General features: G+C 65.5%; 19 protein-coding genes. 8 read left to right on the forward strand and 11 right to left on the reverse strand.

The features are described from left to right. Positions 1-20 precede the first annotated feature (20 nt). Positions 21-1,277, forward strand: coding sequence for a CaiB/BaiF CoA transferase family protein (locus NX775_RS12055; RefSeq protein WP_258836231.1), 1,257 nt, complete (start codon positions 21-23; stop codon positions 1,275-1,277). A 46-nt stretch (positions 1,278-1,323) separates the two neighbouring features. On the opposite strand, the gene NX775_RS12060 is transcribed toward NX775_RS12055, so the two are convergent. After that, positions 1,324-1,527: a hypothetical protein gene (locus NX775_RS12060; protein WP_258836232.1), complete on the reverse strand. Its 204-nt coding sequence runs from the start codon at positions 1,525-1,527 to the stop codon at positions 1,324-1,326. Between the two features lie 270 nt (positions 1,528-1,797). On the opposite strand from NX775_RS12060, the gene NX775_RS12065 reads away from it, so the two are divergent. Beyond that, positions 1,798-3,447 carry a DUF4394 domain-containing protein gene (locus NX775_RS12065; protein ID WP_258836233.1) on the forward strand — a complete coding sequence of 550 codons (1,650 nt, stop codon included), beginning with the start codon at positions 1,798-1,800 and terminating at the stop codon, positions 3,445-3,447. Positions 3,448-3,519: 72 nt separating this feature from the next. Here NX775_RS12065 and NX775_RS12070 read toward each other — a convergent pair whose 3' ends face one another. The 4 genes from NX775_RS12070 to NX775_RS12085 all read right to left on the reverse strand — a co-directional run bounded on the left by NX775_RS12070 (position 3,520) and on the right by NX775_RS12085 (position 8,069). Next, entirely contained in the window at positions 3,520-4,215 is a 696-nt protein-coding gene (locus tag NX775_RS12070) for an anti-sigma factor (protein ID WP_258836234.1), read from the reverse strand. Then, positions 4,212-4,769 (reverse strand): sigma-70 family RNA polymerase sigma factor, encoded by a 558-nt coding sequence (locus NX775_RS12075; protein WP_258836235.1) that lies wholly within the window; start codon positions 4,767-4,769, stop codon positions 4,212-4,214. Before NX775_RS12075 ends, NX775_RS12070 begins: the two co-directional genes overlap by 4 nt. 74 nt (positions 4,770-4,843) lie before the next feature. Beyond that, positions 4,844-6,580, reverse strand: a complete 1,737-nt coding sequence (locus tag NX775_RS12080) for a response regulator (RefSeq protein WP_258836236.1) — start codon at positions 6,578-6,580, stop codon at positions 4,844-4,846. Continuing rightward, the gene (locus NX775_RS12085) at positions 6,567-8,069 is read right to left on the reverse strand and encodes an ATPase domain-containing protein (RefSeq protein WP_258836237.1); all 1,503 of its coding nucleotides are present in this window, start codon (positions 8,067-8,069) and stop codon (positions 6,567-6,569) included. Before NX775_RS12085 ends, NX775_RS12080 begins: the two co-directional genes overlap by 14 nt. A 452-nt stretch (positions 8,070-8,521) precedes the next feature. Here NX775_RS12085 and infA point away from each other — a divergent pair, with 452 nt between their 5' ends. Beyond that, a complete protein-coding gene (gene infA / locus NX775_RS12090) occupies positions 8,522-8,788 on the forward strand; it encodes a translation initiation factor IF-1 (RefSeq protein ID WP_183549881.1) in 267 nt (88 codons plus the stop codon). A 110-nt stretch (positions 8,789-8,898) separates the two neighbouring features. Here the strand turns inward: infA and NX775_RS12095 are convergent, their stop codons facing one another. From NX775_RS12095 to NX775_RS12115, 5 genes are read right to left on the reverse strand one after another with little or no spacing between them, the layout of a single operon-like run. Continuing rightward, on the reverse strand, positions 8,899-10,107 hold the full coding sequence (locus NX775_RS12095) for an MFS transporter (protein ID WP_258836238.1): 1,209 nt from the start codon (positions 10,105-10,107) through the stop codon (positions 8,899-8,901). A 10-nt stretch (positions 10,108-10,117) separates the two neighbouring features. Beyond that, complete coding sequence (locus NX775_RS12100) at positions 10,118-10,996, reverse strand: hypothetical protein (RefSeq protein WP_183549875.1); 879 nt, start codon at positions 10,994-10,996, stop codon at positions 10,118-10,120. Between the two features lie 14 nt (positions 10,997-11,010). Continuing rightward, positions 11,011-11,802, reverse strand: a complete 792-nt coding sequence (locus NX775_RS12105) for a hypothetical protein (RefSeq protein ID WP_183549872.1) — start codon at positions 11,800-11,802, stop codon at positions 11,011-11,013. After that, complete coding sequence (locus NX775_RS12110; RefSeq protein WP_258836239.1) at positions 11,792-12,301, reverse strand: hypothetical protein; 510 nt, start codon at positions 12,299-12,301, stop codon at positions 11,792-11,794. Before NX775_RS12110 ends, NX775_RS12105 begins: the two co-directional genes overlap by 11 nt. A gap of 48 nt (positions 12,302-12,349) precedes the next feature. Next, positions 12,350-12,643: a DnaJ domain-containing protein gene (locus NX775_RS12115; protein ID WP_258836240.1), complete on the reverse strand. Its 294-nt coding sequence runs from the start codon at positions 12,641-12,643 to the stop codon at positions 12,350-12,352. Between the two features lie 199 nt (positions 12,644-12,842). On the opposite strand from NX775_RS12115, the gene NX775_RS12120 reads away from it, so the two are divergent. From NX775_RS12120 to NX775_RS12135, 4 genes are all read left to right on the forward strand, one after another. Beyond that, positions 12,843-14,597: a glutamine--tRNA ligase/YqeY domain fusion protein gene (locus NX775_RS12120; protein WP_258836241.1), complete on the forward strand. Its 1,755-nt coding sequence runs from the start codon at positions 12,843-12,845 to the stop codon at positions 14,595-14,597. Between the two features lie 85 nt (positions 14,598-14,682). Then, positions 14,683-16,869 (forward strand): metallophosphoesterase family protein, encoded by a 2,187-nt coding sequence (locus tag NX775_RS12125; RefSeq protein WP_258836242.1) that lies wholly within the window; start codon positions 14,683-14,685, stop codon positions 16,867-16,869. A gap of 194 nt (positions 16,870-17,063) precedes the next feature. Beyond that, complete coding sequence (locus tag NX775_RS12130) at positions 17,064-18,962, forward strand: sensor histidine kinase (RefSeq protein ID WP_258836243.1); 1,899 nt, start codon at positions 17,064-17,066, stop codon at positions 18,960-18,962. Positions 18,963-19,196: 234 nt separating this feature from the next. After that, positions 19,197-19,793 (forward strand): glycine-rich domain-containing protein, encoded by a 597-nt coding sequence (locus NX775_RS12135; protein WP_258836244.1) that lies wholly within the window; start codon positions 19,197-19,199, stop codon positions 19,791-19,793. Positions 19,794-19,800: 7 nt separating this feature from the next. Here the strand turns inward: NX775_RS12135 and NX775_RS12140 are convergent, their stop codons facing one another. Beyond that, the gene (locus NX775_RS12140) at positions 19,801-20,682 is read right to left on the reverse strand and encodes an NAD(P)H-binding protein (RefSeq protein ID WP_258836749.1); all 882 of its coding nucleotides are present in this window, start codon (positions 20,680-20,682) and stop codon (positions 19,801-19,803) included. A gap of 151 nt (positions 20,683-20,833) precedes the next feature. Here NX775_RS12140 and NX775_RS12145 point away from each other — a divergent pair, with 151 nt between their 5' ends. Next, positions 20,834-21,862 carry a CDP-6-deoxy-delta-3,4-glucoseen reductase gene (locus tag NX775_RS12145; RefSeq protein ID WP_258836750.1) on the forward strand — a complete coding sequence of 343 codons (1,029 nt, stop codon included), beginning with the start codon at positions 20,834-20,836 and terminating at the stop codon, positions 21,860-21,862. Positions 21,863-21,865 lie beyond the last annotated feature (3 nt).

A 21,865-nucleotide genomic window follows, 5' to 3' on the forward strand; every position in this document is an offset into this window, starting at 1 on the left:
ATTGCCCACCTGCCTGAACCATGACGCCATCTTCCGCTTCCGCTTCCACATCGCTGCCCAAGGCACTCGGCCACATTCGCGTGCTCGACCTGTCGCGCGTGCTGGCCGGCCCGTGGTGCGCACAAAACCTGGCCGACCTGGGCGCCGATGTGATCAAGATCGAGCGCCCCGGCAGCGGCGACGACACGCGCGCCTGGGGCCCGCCGTATGCGAAGGACGCCGAGGGCCGCGACACGCAGGAAGCGGCCTACTACCTGACCGCCAACCGTGGCAAGCGCTCGATGACGGTCGATATCGCCAGCAGCGAAGGCCAGGCGTTACTGCGCGAACTGGTGCTGTCATGCGACGTGGTGCTCGAGAACTTCAAGGTCGGGCACCTGGCGCGCTATGGCCTCGACTACGCGAGCCTCAAGGCGCTCAAACCCGACCTGGTCTACTGCTCGATCACGGGGTTTGGCCAGGACGGGCCGTACGCGCACCGCGCCGGCTACGACTTCCTGATCCAGGGCATGGGCGGCCTGATGTCGGTGACTGGCGAGCGCGATGACCTGCCCGGTGGCGGGCCGCAAAAGGCCGGTGTCGCACTGACCGACCTGATGACGGGCATGTATGCGACGGTGGCCGTGCTTGCCACGCTGACGCACCGCGACCGCACCGGTGAAGGCCAGCACATCGACATGGCGCTGCTCGACACGCAAGTGGCGATGCTGGCCAATGTCGGCAGCAATTACCTCAACAGCGGCAAAGCGCCCAAGCGCTGGGGCAATGCGCACGCCAATATCGTGCCGTACCAGACCTTTGCCTGCCTGGACGGCCACATCATCGTCGCCGCCGGCAACGATGGCCAGTACCAGAAGTTCGTCGAAGCGGGCGGCCGGCCCGAGCTGGCGTTGGATGCGCGCTTTGCCACCAATCCGCTGAGGGTGCAGCATCGCGATGTGCTCGTGCCGCTGCTGGCCGAGATGGTTGGCGAACGCACGCGCGCCGACTGGATCGCACTGCTGGAAGAACACGGCGTGCCGTGCGGGCCGATCAACAACGTCGGCGAGGTCTTTGCCAACGAACAGGTGCAGGCGCGCGCGATGGCGATCGCGCTGCCGCATCCGAGCGCCGGCGAAGTCACGCTGGTGCGCAATCCGATCCGCATGTCGGCCACGCCGGCCACCAGCAGCGTGGCGCCGCCCACGCTGGGCCAGCACACGCTGGACGTGCTGCGCGATGTGCTGGGCAAGAGCGACGCCGAGATCGCCGCCCTGCAGAACCGCGGCGTCGTCTAGCGCCGTCTTCCTTCACCCTGGCGGCCGCCCGGCGACCAGGGCTGCCTCAGCGCACCCGGGTCCAGGCCCGCACCGACGCGAACGCCAGCAAAAACAACGAACAGATCAGCAGGCTGAAGATCGCGCCGGCAAAGTAGAAGCCCGGCGTGAATGGGGTACCCGACAAGACCGACCAGGCCTTGAGGCATGAGACCGACCCGACCAGCGAAAAGGCGGCCACGGACACGACCTCACTCAGGGAAACACGCATGACGACACCGTTGAAACAGGGGTTGCTGGTGCAGGACAGCCGAACCAGAATTGCCCAAGAGTAACATGCGACATTACCATCAAAATGCGTGCATTCTCACAACTACGCGGGGTTCTGGAGACCGCTGGGCTACGCAAGAAAAATTTATTTTCATCGGACTGCATCCAATGCTGCATCTGGCGCGTAGTACCAGTGTCGACATGGCAGCCTGCCCGGCCGCCATGCACCCCGGTGTATTTTGACGACCTATTCTACTAATAAGGACATATCATGAAAAAACCACAATTCGCCAAGCTCGTCCTCGTTTCTTCGATCGCCCTTGCGCTGACTGCCTGCGGCAGCGACGACGACGACAATAACGTTGCCCCGGTACCGACCACCCCGCCGCCGGCGTCCGCGACTGTTGGCGATGTGGTTGCCCTGACTGTCAGCAACCGTCTGATCTCGTTCGACCGCGCTGCCCCGGCGACCATTCGCACCAATGTGCTGGTCACCGGCCTGCAGAGCGGCGAAAACCTGGTCGGCATCGACATGCGCCCGGTCGATGGCATGCTGTACGGCGTCGGTTCGACCGGCCGCCTGTACACGCTCGACCCGGTGACCGGCGCCGCCACCAACAAATCGCGCCTGGCCGCTGACGCTGCCGACACCACCGACGCATTCACCGCGCTGGCCGGCACCAACTTCGGCGTCGACTTCAACCCGATGGCCGACCGCCTGCGCATCGTCAGCAACACGGGTCAGAGCCTGCGCATCAACGTCGACACCGGCGCGACGACCACCGACGGCAGCATCAACGGCGGCGCAGCGAACACGGCGATTTCGGCCTCGGCCTATACCAACTCGTTTGCCGGCACCGGCTCGACGACGCTGTTCGGCATCGATGCCGTCAACAACACGCTGTACAACCAGAACCCGCCAAACAACGGCACGCTGGCCAACCCGGTCCCGCTGGGCATCGTCGCCGGCGCCGTCAACGGCTTCGACATCGATGCACGCACCAACATGGGCTATATGGTGGCCACCGTCGGCGGCGCACGCAATCTGTATGGCGTGAACCTGGCCGCCACCACCGCACCGGCGACGCTGGTGGGCGCGCTGGGCGTGACCGAAGACATCCGCGGCATCGCGCTGCGCGCGGCGCAGACGCCGGTCGTGCTGGGCCTGACCGACGATAACCGCCTGGTCGGCTTCAAGGTCGGCACGCCGAACACGCTCGACACCAATGTCACCATCAGTGGCCTGGCCCCGGGCGAACTCGTGCTGGGCATCGACGTGCGCCCACGTGACAATATGCTGTACGGCCTGACCTCGACCGCACGCCTGATCACGATCGATCCAGCCACCGGCGTGGCAACCGTGAAAGCCACGCTGGCCGCTGACAGCAGCGACACCACGCTTCCATATACCGCGATTGCCGGCACCGCGTTTGCCGTTGACTTCAACCCGGTGGCCGACCGCCTGCGCGTGATCAGCAACAGCGGCCAGAGCCTGCGCATCAACGTCGACACCGGCGCGACGACCACCGACGGCGCCATCAACCGCGCCGGTGCAGCCCCGATGGTGGCAGCAGCCGCCTACACGAACAGCGTCCCGAACGCGACCGCGACGCAACTGTTCGACGTCGACAGCACCAGCTCGGTGCTGGCCCTGCAGAACCCGCCAAACGACGGCACGCTGGTCAATGTCGGCCCGCTGGGCGTAACGGTCGCCGGCGACGGCGGCATGGACATCGCCGGCGGCGCGAACGGCCTGGTGCTGGCTGCCCTGCGCACCACCGCCGGTGGCCCGACGTCGCTGTACCGCGTCGACATCACCACCGGCGCCGGCACGCTGATCGGCGGCGCCGCCAACCCGGCCGCATCGCGCATCGGCAGCGGCATGCCGGGCGTGAAGGACATCGCGATCTGGCTGCGTTAATTTCACCGTAGCATGAAAAAAGGGCGTTCCCGCTGATGCGGGAACGCCCTTTTTCGTTGGTGTCGGCTAGTCTTAGATGACGACGGCGCGGCCGATGAACAGGATCGGACCGGTCGGCTTGCCGATCGGCGAGCCGGCCTGCGGCTCCAGCGTGATCTCGAACAGCTGGTTCGGCACGATCTTCGGCAGCTTGTCGAGCTTGACCTCGACGGTCTCGCCCGGCTTGACGAGGCCCAGCGACACGGGGCCGGACCAGTCGTCGGCCTTGGTCCACAACTGCAGCGCGCGCTGCGCCGGCACGGCGGTTGCTACCAGCGGTTCGAGGCGCAGCGTCGTCGCGCCTGTCATCTTGAGCACCCAGCCCGGCGCCGCGTTCTGCGGCGCAGCCAGCACGACCATGTAGTGCGGCTGCTGCAGGTCGTTGACACGCAGGCCGACCACCACCGCCATGGCGGCAGCGGCGGCAAAGCCGCCCGCGGCCAGGGCGCGCCACAGGCCCAGGCGCTCCCACCAGCCGGTGCGCGCAGTCTGTGCCGGTTTGGTGACGGGTCCCAGGCTGCGCTCGATGCGCGTCCACAGCGATGCCGGTGGCGTGCTCGGCTCCACCAGCGTCGTCAGGGGCAGCAGCCGCGTTTCCCAGAAGGCGACGGCGGCGCGCAGCGACGCATTGTCGACCAGTGCAGCGTCGACCTCGAGCCGCTTGGCGCGCGGCAGTGTGCCAAGCACGTATTGGCCGGCCAGCTCATCGTAATCGTGTGTTGCGTTCATACCATGCACTCCCGCAGCGCGCTCATGCCGCGCTTGATCCAGGCCTTGACCGTGCCCAGCGGCGACTTGAGCCGCTCGGCGATTTCACTGTGCGAGAAGCCGTCCACATAGGCATGCAGGATGCTGTTGCGCTTGGCCGGATCGAGCTGGGTCAGGCACTCGTGCAGCCGGCCCATGTCCTGGCGCAGCTCGAAGGCATCCTGCATATTGGGATCGAAGGCGTCGGCGTCGAGCGCATCGAGCGTGTCTTCGTCGACGCCGACTTCACGGGCGCCATCGCGCACGGCGTCGAGCGCCGCGTGGCGCACGATCGTGTACATCCAGCCGCGGCCCGAACCGCGCGTGGCATCAAACGTGCCGGCGCGGGTCCAGATGCTCACGAAGGCGTCGTGCACGACGTCTTCGGCGCTCTGGCGGTCGCGCACGATGCGCAGCGCCACGCCCAGGAGGCGTGGACTTTCCTGGTCATACAGCCGGCGCAGGGCGTGCCGGTCGCCGCGGGCGCAGGCGCCGATGGCGGCTTCGTAATCGAATGGGTCGGGTGCGGTTGTCACGGTGGTCCGTTGGCAAGTGGCGTCTGTCGGATTATATAGGCGCTGTCAAACGCGCAGAGCGCGCTGAACACGCCTCAGGCCATGGCGGCGCTGTCGCGCTGGCGCTGGCGATCCAGGGCCTGGCCGACGCTCACTGCCAGTTCGGCCAGCTGGAACGGTTTGCGCAGCACGATATCGTCGCCAATCACCTGCTCGATCGCCTTCATGTCGGCGTAACCGGTGGCGATGATCATCGGCAGGCCCGGGAACATCGCGCGAGTACGCACCATCAGGTCGGCGCCCGTCATGCCGGGCATCAGGTAATCGGTGATCAGGAGCTCCGGACGCGCCCGTTGCAGCGCCGCCAGGCCCGCTTCGCCGTCGGCCGCCTGCGTCACGTGGTGGCCAAGCGCTTCGAGTGATGACACCATCGAGGCGCGCACGAAGTCGTCGTCCTCGACGATCAGGATGCGCGCCGGCTCGCTTGCCACCGGCATCTGCGCCAGCGGCGCCGGCTCGGCCTCATCCAGCCCGGTGGCGGCGCGCAGCCAGATTTCCACCGTGGTGCCCACGCCCTGTTCGCTGAGGATGCGCGCCGCGCCGCCCGATTGCTGTGCCATGCCGTACACCTGGCTCAGGCCCAGTCCCGTGCCCTTCACGCCCTTGGTCGTGAAGAACGGCTCGAACACCTTGGCCACCAGTTCGGGCGCCATGCCTTCGCCGCTGTCGGTCACCGCGATGCGCACGTAGTCGCCCTCGGCCAGCAAGCCCGCCGGCGGGGCCGACAGACCCGCTGCGAACACCAGCTCGCCGCCGGTCGGCATCGCGTCGCGCGCATTGATGGCCAGGTTCAGTAACGCCATCTCCATCTGGTTGCCGTCGGCCAGCACCGCCGCGCAGTCGTCGTCGACGGCAAAGCGCAGCCGGATGGCCGAGCCGACCGAGCTGGCCACGAGCTCGCGCACGCCGTCGAACAGCAGGCCGATATGGGTCTCGCGCAGGTCGAGGCTCTGGTTGCGCGCGAACGCCAGCAACTGGCTCGTGAGCTTGCCGCCCCGCTGGCAGGCGCGGCGCGCGATCTCGGCGCGGCCCTTGGCCACATCGTCCTTCGACATCAACAGGATCAGGTCCATGCTGCCCTGGACCACATTGAGCAGGTTGTTGAAGTCATGCGCGATGCCGCCGGTCAGGCGTCCGACCGCTTCCATCTTCTGGTACTGCGCCATCGCCTGCTGCACGCGCTCGCGCTCGATGATCTCGTTCATCAGGCGGTCGTTGGCCTGGGCCAGCGCGCGGGTGCGCTCGTCGATGCGCGATTCGAGCGTTTCGTTCAGGGCGACGAGTTCCTGCCGGCTGTCGTGCAGGCTCTGCGCCGTGCGCTCGCGGTCGGCCAGCACGTCGCGCGCCTGGTACTGGCGGCGGCGCGCACGCAGGGCCGAGATGCTGGCGCTGCGCAGCGTCTGCGCATTGAGCGGGCGTTCGAGCAGGATCACGTTGCCGTAGTCGCCCAGGCGCTCGCGGGCCGCGCCCTGCTGCAGGCCGACGGTCTTGGCGAGCAACACGATGAACGGAAAGTCGGACCACGGCGCCTGCGCCTCGAGCCAGGCATGCAAGGCCCTGGGATCGATATTCTGCAGCGCTTCTTCGGCCAGGATGGCCGCGCCGGCGCCCTCTTCGATCGCCGCGCCGAGCTGGGCGAAGTCCAGGAAGGCCTTGCACTCGAGGCCATCGCGCTGCAGCACCGACGCCATGACGTCGGCGTCGCGCCCGCGCGGCGCGAAAATCAGGATGCGTTCCTCACGCGCGCTGCGCGGCTGACTATTGCCCGGCATCTGGAACCGGAACCATCATGGGCGTGGCGCCGCGGTAGTTCGGGATGCCGGTCAGCACGCCCTCGAAGCCCACGAGCGGCGCGCCGATACGCACGCCGCCGTGGCCCAGCTGCAGCTCGTGGATCGTCTGGGCATGCTGCGTCGTGCGGCTCTTGATCACGCTGATGGCGCGCCGCACATTGCCGCTCGTCTCGAAAAAGCGCATCAGCACCGTGCTGTCGCTCAGGTAGCTCAGGTCGACGTCGGTGCGGCCTTCGGCCATCAGGCCATGCTGGCCCAGGATCATCATCGTCGTCACGCTCTGCTGGTTCAGGTACGACAGCAGTTCGTGCATCTGCAGCGTCAGGAACTGTTCGCCCGGCATCGCCTGCAGATAGGCGTTCAGGCTGTCGATCACCATGAAGCGCATGCCCTGCTGCTCGACGGCGTCGCGCAGCAGCTGGGCAAATTCGCCGGGCGAGAGTTCGGCCGGATCGAAGTGGCACATCGCGAGCTGGCCGGTGGCCAGGTAGGGCCGCAAGTCCAGCCCCAGTTGCGTGCTGCGGGCAAAGAAGGTGCCCAGGCCTTCGTCGAACAGGTAATAGGCCGCCTTTTCGCCACGCTCGAGCGCCGCCAGCAGGCAGCGCGTGGACAGTGTGGTCTTGCCAATGCCGGACGGGCCCACGATCAGCGTGTTGGTGCCGCGAATCAGGCCGCCGCCCAGCAGCGCGTCGAAGCCGTCGGAACCGCTCGAGTCGACCAGCGGCACGAAATCGCGCACGTGTTCGGCGGCAACCAGGCGCGGGTACATCGTGATGCCGCCCGTGTCGAGCGCATAGTCATGGTAGCCGCCACGGAAGCGGATGCCACGCATCTTGAGGATATTGACCCGGCGCCGTTCCTTGCCATAGTCACGAGCGATCTGCTCCAGGCTGATGACGCCGTGGGCAATGCTGTGCAGCTGCTGGTCGGACTGGTTGGTTTTGTCGTCGAGCAGCAGCACGGTACAGCCGCGCGCGGAGAAGAATTGTTTGAGCGCAAGAATCTGGCGCCGGTAGCGCAGCGGATTCTGGGCCAGCAACCGCATTTCGGACAGGCTGTCGAACACCACCCGCACCGGCTGCAGTTCGTCGACCCGGTCCATGACCTTGCGCGTCGTTTCGCCCAGTTCGATTTCCGATGGATGGAACACGGACTGTTGCGCATCGAGGTCAAGGTCGTCTTCCCCTGCCAGCTCGTAGATCGACAGCGGGGTCAGGTCCCAGCCATGGCTTTGACCCACCGCAATCAGTTCGTCGGTGGTTTCGGACAGGGTGACATACAGACCGGCTTCACCCCGTGCCATGCCGTCGAGCAGGAATTGCAGGCCGAGCGTGGTCTTGCCGGCGCCGGGCGAACCTTCGACGAGATACACGCGCTGGGGTGTCAAGCCGCCACCCAGGATATCGTCGAGGCCGGCGATGCCAGTGGAAATGCGGCCAGTGATATTGGCGGAAGTGCGGTCGTTCATGAGAGCAGCCCAGGAAAGTCGGCCGATCGACACGTGGGGCAACTGCTGCACGCGAAAGACCTGGTGAAAAGCGTTGCTTTTTGCAACGGAAGTTAAGCAGATTATATCGTCATTATGCGTGCGCATGAGCCGCAGAGCGGCAACCGTGCTACACTATCGCTTGTATGGCATCGATCACTCCTCCACGATTACAAAGTTTCAGGAATGACAACACGAGATTGCCACTGGAAAATTCTACTACCGTCCCCATATCGTGTTCCTGTGGACAAATGATTCGCGCAAAGCGCGACGCCACGGCACGAGATGGCACACGGGCCGCAACACCCAGCGAAGTCAATATTATTCCCATCCTGACACTGCCTGCTTCACGCAGGCCGCATCATCCGCCAGCCCGTGCGCCGCGCGCCAGGCTGGTGTGATTACCCAATATTAAAATTTACAGGAGCTCCATCATGGCAAAAGAAGAACTCATCGAAATGAATGGCGTCGTGGCTGAAGTGCTGCCGGACTCGCGTTATCGTATCGACTGCGAAAACGGCCACAAGCTGATCGCTTACACCTCGGGCAAGATGCGCAAGAACCACATCCGCATCATCGCCGGCGACCAGGTCAGCCTCGAACTGTCGCCGTACGACCTGAGCAAGGGCCGGATCACTTTCCGTCACCTTGGCAAAACCGGCGGCGCACCGCGCCCGCAAAACCGCGCAGCTCGCCGCTGATCGGACAACGCCACGCTTCGCAGCGTGGCGTTTTTACTTGTGCGACCGGTTTTCGGCCGGCGCACGGCACTCGTATTGTCCTGTCAGTTGCCCCGCCCTAATTACTCCAGCTAGTAGTTCACTGGCAACGGCGCCAGCCGCCGCAGATGCAACGCGATTCCCAAGCCAACCCCCAGCAGCCCCGCCAGCAAGGTCACGACACCGGTCCAGCCCCAGTGCTCGTAGACATACCCGCCCGACCAGCCGACCACGCTCGATCCCAGGTAATAGAAGAACAGGTAGATGCCCGAGGCCAGCGCCTGCGGGGCCCGTGCACGCCGCCCTACCCAGCTGCTGGCCACCGAGTGCGACGCAAAAAAGCCAAACGTCGCCAGGCCCACGCCCAGCACGATCGCGACCAGCGAATCGGCCAGCGTGATCAGCAACCCGGTGATCATCAGTCCCATCATGAGCCACAGCACATTGCGCCGTCCGAGCCGGTCAGCCAGCTTGCCAGCCCACATCGAGCTGACGATGCCCAGCAGGTAAAGCAGCGACAGCAGCCCGACGGCGCTTGGCCGCAGGTTGAACGGCGCGCCCAGCAGGCGGTAGCCGATGTAGTTGTACAGCGTAATGAACGCGCCCATCAGCAGGAACGACAGCGCGAACAGCCACGGTAGTCCCGGATCGCGCAAGTGAATGCGTACACCGGCGAGAAAGCCGGGGCCGCGCGCTGGCAGCGTTGCGCCATGGCGCGAGGCTGGCAGGCTGCGCGAGAATTCCCACGCAGCGTACAGCCCGGCCGCACCCAGCACGCCGAGCGCGATACGCCAGGAGGCGAAATCGCTGATGAAGGCCGACAGCACCCGTCCCGTCATGCCGCCAAAGGCACTGCCGCTGATATACATGCCCATCGACAGGCCAAGGGATGTCGGTTCGATCTCGTCGCCCAGATACGCCATTGCCACGGCCGGCAAGCCGCCCAGCATCAGGCCCATGCAGGCGCGCAGCGCCACCAGGTGGATGTAATCGGAAGCAAAGGCGCAGCACAGCGTGAGCACAGCGCCGCTGAGCATCGAGCCGACCATGACCTTCTTGCGCCCGAAGCGCTCGGCGACGTTGCTCGAACCCAGCAGCGCGAGGGCCAGCGTGGCCGTCGCCACCGACAGCACCAGGCTGCTCTGCGCGGGCGACAACCCGAAGTCGCGGCCCAGTAGCGGCATCAAAGGCTGGACACAATACAGCAACGCGAAGGTGGAAAAGCCGCCAAACGCCATGGCGCGGTTGATACGCCGGAACGCCGCGCTGCCGGCGGCAATGCGGGCGCCCGGTGCGCTCACCTGGCAGCCTTCACGGATACTCGGGATCGAGCTCCGACCCGGCGTAGTTTTCCATTTCCGCGAACAGCTGCTTCATCGTCGCCGTCGTGCCAATCAGTTGCAGCACCGTGCAACTGGCGCGGTAGGTCGCGATGCGCGCGGCGATCACGGGTTGGTGCGCCGGCGGCACACGCGCCATCAGCTCGGCCCAGCCGGCCTCGAAATCGGGATTGTGCTTGCGCACCGCCTTGACGAAGCGTTCGAACTCGCGCTGGCCGGTGCGCGCCGTGATGCGCGCGCCGCCTTCGGCCGCAAAGATAATCGCCATCGCGATCACGCCTTCGGCATTCAGGTCCGGATCGACGACCGCGCCTTCGTAGTGGTGCTTGCGCAGCCACTCGGCCGCCTTGACGACCGCCTGGACTTCCTGGCGCTGGCGCACCTGGCCCAGATAGCGCTCATAGCCCGACCACGATTCGCCCGGATCGGCCGTGCAGATATCGACAAACAGTTCTTTCAAACGCCGCTGCGCGTAGATCGGGTCGAGATCGTACTCGCTCACCAGGCTGTCCTCGGGCAGCGCGGCCAGCTCGCGAATCAGGCGAAAGCCCGCCTGGAACGCGTGCTCGGCGCCCTCCCCGATCAGGATGTCGAGCGCATCGAGGTCGCCCTCTTCCTCGGTCTGGATCAGGTGTTCGAGGCCCAGCGAGATGCCGCCGACCGTCAACAGCAGCGCGCGCCCGATGCCTTCGGCGGTGCGGTCGTTGGTGAACTTTTCGGCCACCATGGCGGTGATCCCGGACAATTCATCGGCCAGGATCGCCGCTTCATCCGGCGTGGCGTCGACCGGCAGCAGCCGGATCGCGCGGATCAGCCGGGGCGGCTTTTCAATGACAATGGCAGGCAACATGCTGGGGCCTGCCGTCACGAAAAGATATCCGAGCCCAGGCTGCGGCGCGGGCTGCGGCGCGGCATGCTGCGCACCGATGGCACCTGCTTGCGCAGGCGGAGCAACAGGTCGCGGGTCGAACGCTGCATGAATTCGGACTCTTCGTCCGGATCGTCCGGTAGTTCGATCTCGGCCATCTCGGCGCTGTGGCGGAATTCAGGGAACAGCTCCAGCAGCGAACGCTCCCAGCCATCTTCGCTGGCCTTGGCCAGGTCGACCGCCAGCGGCACGATGTCGCTGTCGGCGCTCGTCTGGCCGCTCACGTAGCGGCCCTTGGACAGAATCTCGCCCGCCACTTCGAGGATTTCGCGCGGGGCCAGCGACCACATGATCGCGAAGATCGTCGCGCCATGGTCGGTGGCGGACGCCGCTTCGAGCAGCTCGTTGCGGCGCTCTTCATCGTCCTGCGCATACACCACGCCATGGACGTGGTTGAACAGGTTCTCGGCGATGCGCTCGGGATCGTCCTCGATCAGGTTGTCGGGCCAGGTCGCGGCGATATAGGCCAGGCTGTCGGCCCAGGCCTTGGGCGGGACCAGCATCGTGGCCAGCGACGTCTTGCCGCCGTCAAAGCCGGCCAAGTGCAGCGCCGTCACTTGCGGTGGCAGGTCGCTCAGCACCTGCGCCACGGCGTAGTCGCCATGCTCGTCGGCCGCTTTTGAAAACACCTCTTCGGCGTGGTCGAGCGAGCCGGCCAGGACCAGGTCGCCCACCTGCTGCGTCAAGGCTGGCAGGTGTTCGTTCTTGCTGCCAGTGTCATCGCTCATCACGGTCTCCTTCATCGAACAGGCCGCTGAAGTCGTCGGTTGCACCGTCGTCTTCATCGACATCGTCGCCATCGTCGTTGCGGCCCAGCTGCTCGAGCGACTGGTCTTCATCGTCCCAGCGATTCTGGTTCTTGAACAGGAATGCGGTGATGATCGCCTGGCGCGCCAGCTCGGGGAAGTTGCTCGTCATCGCTTCGTACATCTTGGCGCCCTCGTCGCCCGTGCATTCGGCCATCGCGAACACCTTGGAAGGGTCGCCATCGGCGTAGTCGAGCGCTTCGCGCATCAGGCCCTTGGCGTCCAGAAAGCGGATCTTGTCGACCAGCGCGAAGGCCATCATGTTGACGTCGTCGATGCCGCCGCCGTCGGCGTATTCGGACACCAGCGCGTTCACCATCATGTCGTAGTTCTTGCGGTTGGGCGGGTCGCCCAGGGTGCCCTCGATCTGGCCTTCCAGTTCACGCGACTGGAAAGAAAATTCGGGATGTACGTTTTTCATAATGTGTCCTGTAGATGTATTTGGCGGGCCGCAGCGGCGGCCGAAGCGTCAGTGCGCAGGCAGGTTGACGCCGTTCAGGGCGAACAGCGAACGCCACAGCTCGAAGGCTTCGGCTTCGGCGTCGAGCACGATGCGGTGGTTCACGCTCTGGTTGTATTCGTCGCGCTTGGCGCGGTCAGACAGGATCTCGTAAGCCTTGCTCACGGCCTTGAAGCGCGCCTCGGCGCCCGGCGCCTGGTTGCGGTCCGGGTGATAGCGCATGGCCAGCGAGCGGTAGACCTTCTTGATCTCGTCATCCGTGGCATTCGGGGCCACGCCGAGGATCGCATATAAATTTTCCAACAGAAACTCTCCCGGCGTCAGCCGTCTGGCATTGAATCACGGTTTAAAGAGAGATTATCCTATAGAAAAGGTTCGACGGGGCGCGAGTGCCCGCTTTCACCGGCTGGCGGCCACGGCAGGCGGGGTAACGACAAGGGCATGCTACAGGGCCGCCGTCTACGGTAAAATGCCCGACAACTTACCCTCCCAGAACTATCTCATGAGCAACGACAAGAATTCCCCGGCGCCGGGCAACGCACCGTCGTCGAACTTTGTGCGTGCCATCGTCGAATCCGACCTGGCCGCCGGCACGCATGCCCGCGAGGGCCTGCCGCCCGTGATCACGCGCTTCCCGCCCGAGCCGAACGGCTACCTGCACATCGGCCACGCCAAATCGATCTGCCTGAACTTCGGCCTGGCGCGTGACTACGGCGGCCTGTGCCACCTGCGTTTCGACGACACCAATCCCGAGAAGGAAGACCAGGAATACGTCGACACGATCATCGACAGCGTCAAGTGGCTCGGTTTCTCGTGGCAGCAAGAGGGCCAGGAGCACCTGTACTACGCCAGCGACTACTTCGACCAGCTATACGCGATGGCGGAGTACCTGATCCAGAATGGCAAGGCGTATGTCGACAGCCAGAGCGCCGAAGAGATGGCGAAGAACCGCGGCAATTTCGGCACGCTGGGCACCAACTCGCGCTTCCGCGACCGCCCGGCCGAAGAATCGCTGCAACTGTTTCGCGACATGAAAGCCGGCAAGTACAAGGATGGCGAGCACATCCTGCGCGCCAAGATGAGCGAAGACGCGATGTCCTCGCCGATCATGACGAACCGCGATCCGGCCCTGTACCGCATCCGCCATGCGCACCACCACCGCACGGGCGACGCCTGGTGCATCTACCCGATGTACGATTACACGCACCCGATCTCGGATGCGATCGAAAACATCACGCACTCGCTGTGCACGCTGGAATTCCAGGATCATCGCCCGTTCTACGACTGGCTGGTCGAGACGCTGGCCGAAGGCGGCTTCTTCAGGAAGCCCGTGCCGCGCCAGTACGAATTCGCGCGCCTGAACCTGACCTATGTCGTGACCTCCAAGCGCAAACTACGCGCGCTGGTCGACGATGGCACCGTCACCGGCTGGGACGATCCGCGCATGCCGACCATCGTTGGCCTGCGCCGCCGCGGCTACACGCCCGAATCGCTGCAGCTGTTCTGTGAGCGCATCGGCGTGTCGAAGGCCGACGGCTGGATCGACATGAGCACGCTCGAAGGCGCGCTGCGTGATGATCTGGACCCGAAAGCGCCGCGCGCCATTGCCGTGCTGCGCCCGTTGAAGCTCATCGTCGACAACTTCCCCGAAGGCGAGTCGCACGAATGCAGCTCGCCCGTGCACCCGCACCATCCCGAGATGGGCAAGCGCACCTTCCCGTTCACCCGCGAACTGTGGATCGAGCAGGAAGACTTCATGGAAACGCCGGTCAAGGGTTACTTCAGGTTCACGCCGCCGCAAGGCGACCTGCCGGGCAGCCGCGTGCGCCTGAAGTATGGCTACGTGGTTGAGTGCACGGGCTTTGACAAGGATGCCGACGGTAACGTCACCGCCGTCCACGTCAAGTATTTCGAAGATTCGAAGTCGGGCACGCCGGGCGCGGACAACTACAAGGTCAAGGGCAATATCACGTGGGTCAGCGCCGCCAGCGCGCTGGAAGCCGAAGTGCGCCTGTACGACCGCCTGTTCCTGGACCCGCAGCCGGATGCCGGCGGCAAGGACTTCAAGACGGTGCTCAATCCGAATGCGCTCGAGACCATCACGGCGTATCTGGAACCGGGCCTGAAGGATGCCGTGGGCGACCAGCGCTTCCAGTTCGAGCGTCACGGCTACTTCGTGGCCGACCGCGTCGATTCGACGCCGGGCAAGCCGGTCTTCAACCGGGTGACGACGCTCAAGGACAGCTGGGGCAAGTAAGCAGCAGGCCATGCAGCCGGTGATGTAACAATCCGGTCATGCAACAATGTCATCCTCCGGGCATCTTGATGACCGGAGTAATTGCATGACCCGTCCAATGCCTCACCGCGCTGCCACCTGCGCGGCGCTTTCCCTGCTGGCCGTGCTGGCAGGTTGCAGTCCCGGCGACAGCGACGCCCCTGTCGCCGCCACGCCGCCGCCAGTGCAAAGCCCGGCGCCAGCACCGGCTCCGGTCAGCACCGCCGTCGCCTTCATGAGCGACGTGCACTTCCAGGATGTCTACGGCGACTTCAAGAGCAGCCAGTTCGCGGGCATTCCGACCAAGGACGGCAGGAATGCAACCATCCGCACGATGTACGCGCAGCTGACCTCCACGCGTCTGTTCAACGAAAATTACTTCGCCTTCTACGCGGCGCTCGACGACGCCTATGCCAAGGGCATTCGCGTCGTTGCGCTGCCGGGAGACTATACCGACGACGCCCAGCCAATGAACGTCGACGGCATCGCCGCGATCATGAAGCAGTACCAGGCCAAGGGCATGCGCTTCTTCATCGCGCCCGGCAACCACGACCCCGTCGAGCCGTTCGATGACAACGAAGCGGGCAAGAACGACTTTCTGACCAAGGACGGCAAGGAGCAGAAAATCTACGCCACCGGCAATCCGGCGTGCCTGGCCAAGGATCCGACGGTGATCTGCACCGATCAGGTGATGGAGCAAGGCACCGAACGCCTGATGGTCAAGATGGGCGAATTCGGCTTCATGCCAAACAAGGCCGACCTGCTCTGGGAAACCCCGTTCAGCAAGTACGACGCTGGCAAATACACGTATGACGCGGCGCTGGCGCAGTCGAGCGGCAAGAACCGTGAATTCGAGATCTGCGCCGAAGGCTCGGGCGGCGCCTACAAGGCTGCCGGCGAGGCCAAACTGGGCAAAGCCTTCACCAGATGCACGAAGCTGATCGACACCACCTACCTGGTCGAGCCGGTCAAGGGCCTGTGGCTGCTGTCGATCGACGCCAATGTGTTCGTGCCGAACGCGAAGTTCGATCCGGCCAACCCGACCAGCTTCAAGGGCTTCGACGGCGCCGGTAACGCCGGCTGGAACAAGGTGATCACCCACAAGATGTTCCTGATGGACTACATCAAGTCGGTTGCCGCGCGTGCCAAGGCTGAAGGCAAGCAGCTGATGGCGTTCTCGCACTACCCGACCATGGACTTCTACGCCAACCAGACGCAGGCCATGAAGGACGTGTTCAAGTCGGGCGCGTTCCAGACGGCGCGCGTGCCGGACGCGAGCGTGGCCAATGCCGTGGCGGCCACGGGCCTGCGCCTGCACGTGGGCGGGCACATGCACTTCAACGGCACCAACGACCACACCGACGGCAGCGGTAACTACCTCGTCAACGTGCAGTCGCCGTCGCTGGCCGTGTATGGCGCCGCCTACAAGGTCGTCACCTACAAGGATGCCGAGACGATCGACGTCCAGACCATGCCGCTGTCGACGGTGCCGCGCTTTGCCGAACTGTTCCCCCATTACGTGGTCGAGAACGATTACCTCAAGGGCAGCTCGGTTACGGCCGATGTCGCCAAGCGCTGGGACCGCAGCATCCTCGACACCCGTTCGTACGGCGAATTCACGCACCAGTACTTCGGCGAGCTGTCGCGCCTGCGCTTCATGGACGAATATTGGCCGTGCGAAATGAAAGAAGCGGCGATGGCCCTGAACGGCAAGCAGATGCTGATCCTGTCGCAATTGCAGACGAAGGTCACGCTGGCGCAACTGAAGGACGCGCCCGGCATCCTGCCCTTGAGCGCCGCGTGCGCCGCTGCCGGCACACCGGCGAGCACGACGGTTGCCGCGTCGACGCTGGCCACCGACTGGCAGGACGCCACCGTGCGCGCCGACCGCCTGGCCACGGCCGCCGGCCTGCGCCTGGACGACTTCGCGAACCTCACCCCGTACGCGTTCTACGGCGACTTCCACCGCACCGTGTATGCGGGCGAACTGGCCCTGCGCGACATGGGCCAGGCGCGCGTGAACCAGTACAAGGTCTTGATGGCGGCATTCCCGGCGACGCCAGCGCCGATCGTGCGCATCGGGGACAAGCCGTCCGACCAGAACCCGGTGCACGTGCCGTTCCAGCAGCAGTTCAAGGGTGTCTTCGCAATCCTCAAGGGCCTCGGTTCGGCCAAGCCGAGCGACCATTTCACGGTCGACCTGAAAGGCAAGAAAGTCAGTAACGCCAGCAACAACGGGTTGAGCTTCAACTAGCCCGGTCGCAGCCAGGTCGTGGCCATGTCACGGCGCCCCGCTTGCAACGAGCCGGGCGCCGTGATGTCATTAGCGAAGCGGCATTCTTCGGAACCTAGTAAACCTGCTAGCTACGGTGGACGCCGACAATGCTTAGCGTAGAAACATCATCCGCACGTACGACCACAACCAGCCTCACGTTCGTGAGATCCGCCATGCATCCAGACCGCCAAGCCGGGACGTTCATACCCGCCGCCATGATCGTCGGCGTGGTGCTGTCGCTGGCGTTCGGGGCTGGCGCCTATTTTGCGACATCCGGCGCGATCGAAAGCGACGCACAGACACGCTTTCGCGCCATGGCGCGCGCCGCCCAGAACAATATTGATGCCCGGATCAAGAGCTACAGCGACGTGCTGCGCGGAGTCGCCGGCCTGTTTCGCTCCGCACCCGATACCAGTGCGGCCCAGTTCCACCAGTATGTCGGTGAACTCGACATCAAGCGCCACTTCCCCGGGATCGTCAACATCAACTACGCGCGCGCCGTGCGCGCCGACGGCCTGCCGGCGCTGAACGACGAGTTGCAAAAGCGGCTGGCGCGGCGCGGCGTCGTGCATACCCCGTTGCTGACGGCGCCGGATCGCGATACCTACACGGTGCTGGTGTACATGGAACCGTTGCCGCCGAACCTGCTCGACCGGTTGGGACTCGACCTGGAAGCGCGTGGCACGACCCGGCGCTCGCTGGCCGTGGCGCGCGATAACGGCAGTTCGAGCGCCTCGGGCACCCGCATCGCCCTGCGGCCCGGTCCCAACCAGAGCGCGCTGGCGCTGCGCCTGCCGGTCTACCGCAGCGACCTGCCCAACGACAGCGTGCAGGCGCGGCGCCTGGCGTATATCGGTTCGGCCGGCCTCGGCTTCGGCCTTGCGCCGCTGGTGGCCGGTGTGCTCGATGAATTCCCGGTCAAGGGCGTGCGCCTGGTGTTGACCGAAGTGACCGCGCTGGCGCCCGAACCGGGCGAGGCGCCGCCGCGCGCCGTGCTGTACGACAGCCTGGCCACGAGCGCGCGGCCCAACCCGGGCCCGCCGCTTATCAGCGATGCGAGCTTCGCGGCCAGCCTGCCCATTGCATTCAACCAGCGCGTCTGGCGCGCCGACTTCAGCATTCCCAAGTCGGACATGTACACGCGCTTCGACATGTATTACCCATGGCTGGCAGCGCTTGCCGCCGGCATGAGCACCGCCCTGCTCTACGCGCTGTTCCAGACGCTGGCCTCGTCGCGCCGCAACGCACTGCGCATGGCCGAGGAAATGACGCGCGAACTGCGCGCCTCGCAGACCAAGCTGCAGGCCAGCCATGAAAAACTGCGCCTGCTGGCCGCCCACGCCGAACAGATCAAGGAAGGCGAGCGCAAGCGCATTGCGCGCGAAATCCACGACGACCTGGCGCAGAACCTGCTGGCGCTGAAGATCGAGGCCGAACTGCTGGCCAACCGTACCCGTGGCGCGCAGCAGCGTCTGCACGCACGCGCCGTGGCCACGGTGCGCCAGATCGACGTCACGATCCGCAGCGTGCGCCAGATCATCAACGACCTGCGCCCGAACGTGCTTGACCTGGGCCTGTCGGCCGCCGTCGACTGGCAGGTGGCCGACTTCGCGCGCCGCACCGGCATCACCTGCGAGCTGGTGGACGACGATGACGAGCACCGCATCGACGACAACAGCGCCACCGCGTTCTTCCGCATCCTGCAGGAGTCGCTCAACAACGTGGCGCGCCACGCGCGCGCTACCCACGTGGGCATCACGCTGCACCAGCATGCCGGCATGCTCACCATGACGATCCGCGACAACGGGGTCGGGCTGCAGCCAGGCAGCCGCAACCGCCACGGCTCCTTCGGTCTGGTGGGTATCGAAGAACGCATCGCCATCCTGGGCGGCTCGTTCTCGATCAACAGCAACGGCATGGGCAGCGGCACCACGATCGTGGTCAGCATTCCAGTGGATGGGGTGCCGGCGGCCGGCGCTCCGGCGGCCGGCGCTCCGGCGGCCGGCGCTCCGGCGGCGACTGGCCCCGGCCTGCGCGCGGACAGTACCCCGATCTCGCCCGTCGCCGCCTGAGGCGTCCCCCTTTCCTGCCAATGGTGACGACGTCGCCCGTCACCGAGCTCGTCCATGCTCCCAAGTTTGATCTAGCGCAACTGCTGAGCTGAGCCAGCGCATGACAATTGCTGTGTCTGTCACAGGTCAATACCACCGGAATTTTCCGGTAATGCGCTACGGAAATACCCCACTCAGGCACTGTGACAGCCGCCTGCACTGTCCAATTCATTCACACAACCACATGAGGTGATCATGATGTCGACCCATACCGAGTACGCTCCCTTCAAGGCGCTTGACCTGAACCCGATCAAGACGAAGCTGATGCACGAAGCGTCCGGCGAAGGCTGGTCCGAAGCGCGCACCAATGCCGTGGAGACCGAGTACCGGCGCTTCCTGTTCCTCATGAAAAAGTACCCGGATGCCGGCGCCTCGCCGACGGCCGATGTCGATACCTTCTGGCACTACCACATCCTCGACACCATGAAATACGCACGCGACTGCGAAGCCGTCTTCGGCTTCTTCCTGCACCACTATCCGTACGTCGGCATCGCCGCCGGCACCGAAGGCGAGCACGTCCAAGCGGGCGAGCGCATGCGCGCGCTGTATGAAGCCGAGTTCGGCGTCGTGGTCAGGGGCGACGCTGCGTTCTGCGCGTCGCCAGGCAAGCCGGCCGGTGCAACCGCGTTCTGTGCGTCCCCGGGCAAACCGGCCGGTGCCACCGCGTTCTGTGCATCCCCGGGCAAACCGGCAGCCGGAGCGAACGGCACCGCCTTCTGCGCCTCGCCGGGCCTGCCAACCATCATGACGAGCAAGATCGCATTCTGCGCGTCGCCCGGCAAGCGGGCATAAGCGAGGATCAGCGCCGCAGGCGCGCCAGCGCCGTGGCGACGTCCGGGTATTGCAGACGCACGCGCAGCTCGCGCCGCAGGCGCGTGTTGTCGAGCTGGCGCGACTCGGACATGTACGACAGCAGCACGGGCGAGACCAGCTGCGCCAGTTCGGCGCGCGGCAGGCGCGGTGAGCGCGGCATGCCGAAGGCGTCGGCCACGGCGTCGAAGTAATCGGCCATCTTCATGCGCGTGTCGTCGACCGCGTGATATACCCGCCCGGACCGGCCACGTGTCAACGCCTGCAGCACGATGCGGGCCAGGTCGTCGGCGTGGATATGGTTGGTGTACACATCGTCCTCAAACCGCAAAGCCGGCGTGCCTTGCTCCAGCCGGCGCAGCGGCAGGCGGTCGGCGGCGTAGATGCCCGGCACGCGCAGGATCGACAGCGTCGCGCCGGCCACCAGCGCCCACGCGCGCAGGATGCGCTCGGCATCCACGCGGCGCCGGGCGCGCCCGTTCTTCGGCGCCACCGGTCGGTACTCTTTCACCAGCGCCCCGCCGCAATCGCCATACACCCCGCTGGTGCTCACATACACGATACGGCGCACCGCCCCCAGCGCCGCCACCAGGTGGCGCGTGCGGCGGTCGGTATCGCCGTCCGGCTGGGGCGGGGCCAGGTGCAGCACCCACGGCGCCAGATTATGCAGGCGCGCCAGCGTGGCGGGCTGGTCGAGGTCGGCAACGACCGGCACCGCGCCGGCGGCGCGCAGCTCAGAGCAGCGCTCGGGCTGGCTGGTCAGCGCAAACACGCGAAAACGCCCGGCCAGCAGCGGCAACAGGCGCATGCCGACGTCGCCGCAGCCGATGATCAACAGGCGCGGACGGACAAAAGCGGAGCGGGATGGCATGGTCATGAAAGAATCGCGGGGTCGTGGAGGCGGCAACTGTAGCACAGGGCGCGCCCGGTAAAACAAGGGCGGGTGTAGAATGGCGGCCTCTCGCCGCACGCCGGCGCACCCCACCAACCACCCGCGTTCGCGCCCCAACTTCTCCATTCGCATGACCTTCCAGATCACCGTCCAGCCCAGCGGCAGCCAGTTCGGCTGCGAAGCCGATGAAACCGTCTTAGCCGCCGCGATCCGCGCCGGCGTCGGCCTGCCATATGGTTGCAAGAACGGCGCCTGCGGCTCGTGCAAGGGCAAGGTGCTCGATGGCGCCATCGAGCACAAGCCGTACCAGCAGCGCGCCTTGAGTGACATCGAAAAGACCGCCGGCATGGCGCTGTTCTGCTGCGCGATGCCGTCGGCCGACCTGGTGATCGAGGCGCGCGAAGTGGGCGGCAGCTCGGATTACCCGCTGCGCAAGATGCCCACCCGCGTCGCCGGCATCCGCAAGGCCGCGCCGGACGTCGCCATCGTCAACCTGCAATTGCCGGCCAATGAATTGCTGGCCTACCGCGCCGGCCAGTACATCGAATTCTTGCTCAAGGATGGCAAACGCCGCGCGTATTCGATTGCGAATGCGCCGTCGTTCGAAGGGCCGCTTGAGCTGCACATCCGCCACTTGCCCGGCGGCCTGTTCACCGATCACGTGTTCGGCGCCATGAAAGAGCGCGACATCCTGCGCTTCGAAGGCCCGCTCGGCACGTTCTTCCTGCGCGAAGATTCCGACAAGCCGATCGTGCTGTTGGCCTCCGGCACCGGCTTCGCACCGGTCAAGGCCCTGGTCGAGCACCTGATGCACCTGAAGTCCACGCGCAAGGTCACGTTGTACTGGGGCGGCCGCCGCCCACAAGACCTGTACATGGACGAATTGTGCCGGGCCTGGGAAACCACCCTGCCCGACTTCACCTACGTGCCCGTGATTTCGGATGCGCTGCCAGAAGATGCCTGGACGGGCCGCACCGGCTACGTGCACGCCGCCGTCGTGCAGGACATCATCGACCTCTCCGGCCACCAGGTGTATGCCTGCGGCGCACCGGTCATGGTCGATTCGGCACGCCGCGACTACGTGGCGCTGTGCGGCCTGCCCGAGGACGAATTCTTCGCCGACGCGTTCACGACCGCCGCCGATCTGGCCAACCAGTAAGGG

The organism is Massilia aurea (genome assembly GCF_024753205.1).
GTDB lineage: Bacteria > Pseudomonadota > Gammaproteobacteria > Burkholderiales > Burkholderiaceae_D > Telluria > Telluria aurea.

What these genes read in the sequence shown, in the direction of transcription:
- NX775_RS12055 (WP_258836231.1), top strand. Translation starts at nt 21, where the DNA reads ATGACGCCATCTTCCGCTTCCGCTTCCACATCGCTGCCCAAGGCACTC.
- NX775_RS12060 (WP_258836232.1), bottom strand. Translation starts at nt 1,527, where the DNA reads ATGCGTGTTTCCCTGAGTGAGGTCGTGTCCGTGGCCGCCTTTTCGCTG.
- NX775_RS12065 (WP_258836233.1), top strand. Translation starts at nt 1,798, where the DNA reads ATGAAAAAACCACAATTCGCCAAGCTCGTCCTCGTTTCTTCGATCGCC.
- NX775_RS12070 (WP_258836234.1), bottom strand. Translation starts at nt 4,215, where the DNA reads ATGAACGCAACACACGATTACGATGAGCTGGCCGGCCAATACGTGCTT.
- NX775_RS12080 (WP_258836236.1), bottom strand. Translation starts at nt 6,580, where the DNA reads ATGCCGGGCAATAGTCAGCCGCGCAGCGCGCGTGAGGAACGCATCCTG.
- NX775_RS12085 (WP_258836237.1), bottom strand. Translation starts at nt 8,069, where the DNA reads ATGAACGACCGCACTTCCGCCAATATCACTGGCCGCATTTCCACTGGC.
- infA (WP_183549881.1), top strand. Translation starts at nt 8,522, where the DNA reads ATGGCAAAAGAAGAACTCATCGAAATGAATGGCGTCGTGGCTGAAGTG.
- NX775_RS12100 (WP_183549875.1), bottom strand. Translation starts at nt 10,996, where the DNA reads ATGTTGCCTGCCATTGTCATTGAAAAGCCGCCCCGGCTGATCCGCGCG.
- NX775_RS12105 (WP_183549872.1), bottom strand. Translation starts at nt 11,802, where the DNA reads ATGAGCGATGACACTGGCAGCAAGAACGAACACCTGCCAGCCTTGACG.
- NX775_RS12110 (WP_258836239.1), bottom strand. Translation starts at nt 12,301, where the DNA reads ATGAAAAACGTACATCCCGAATTTTCTTTCCAGTCGCGTGAACTGGAA.
- NX775_RS12120 (WP_258836241.1), top strand. Translation starts at nt 12,843, where the DNA reads ATGAGCAACGACAAGAATTCCCCGGCGCCGGGCAACGCACCGTCGTCG.
- NX775_RS12125 (WP_258836242.1), top strand. Translation starts at nt 14,683, where the DNA reads ATGACCCGTCCAATGCCTCACCGCGCTGCCACCTGCGCGGCGCTTTCC.
- NX775_RS12130 (WP_258836243.1), top strand. Translation starts at nt 17,064, where the DNA reads ATGCATCCAGACCGCCAAGCCGGGACGTTCATACCCGCCGCCATGATC.
- NX775_RS12135 (WP_258836244.1), top strand. Translation starts at nt 19,197, where the DNA reads ATGATGTCGACCCATACCGAGTACGCTCCCTTCAAGGCGCTTGACCTG.
- NX775_RS12140 (WP_258836749.1), bottom strand. Translation starts at nt 20,682, where the DNA reads ATGCCATCCCGCTCCGCTTTTGTCCGTCCGCGCCTGTTGATCATCGGC.
- NX775_RS12145 (WP_258836750.1), top strand. Translation starts at nt 20,834, where the DNA reads ATGACCTTCCAGATCACCGTCCAGCCCAGCGGCAGCCAGTTCGGCTGC.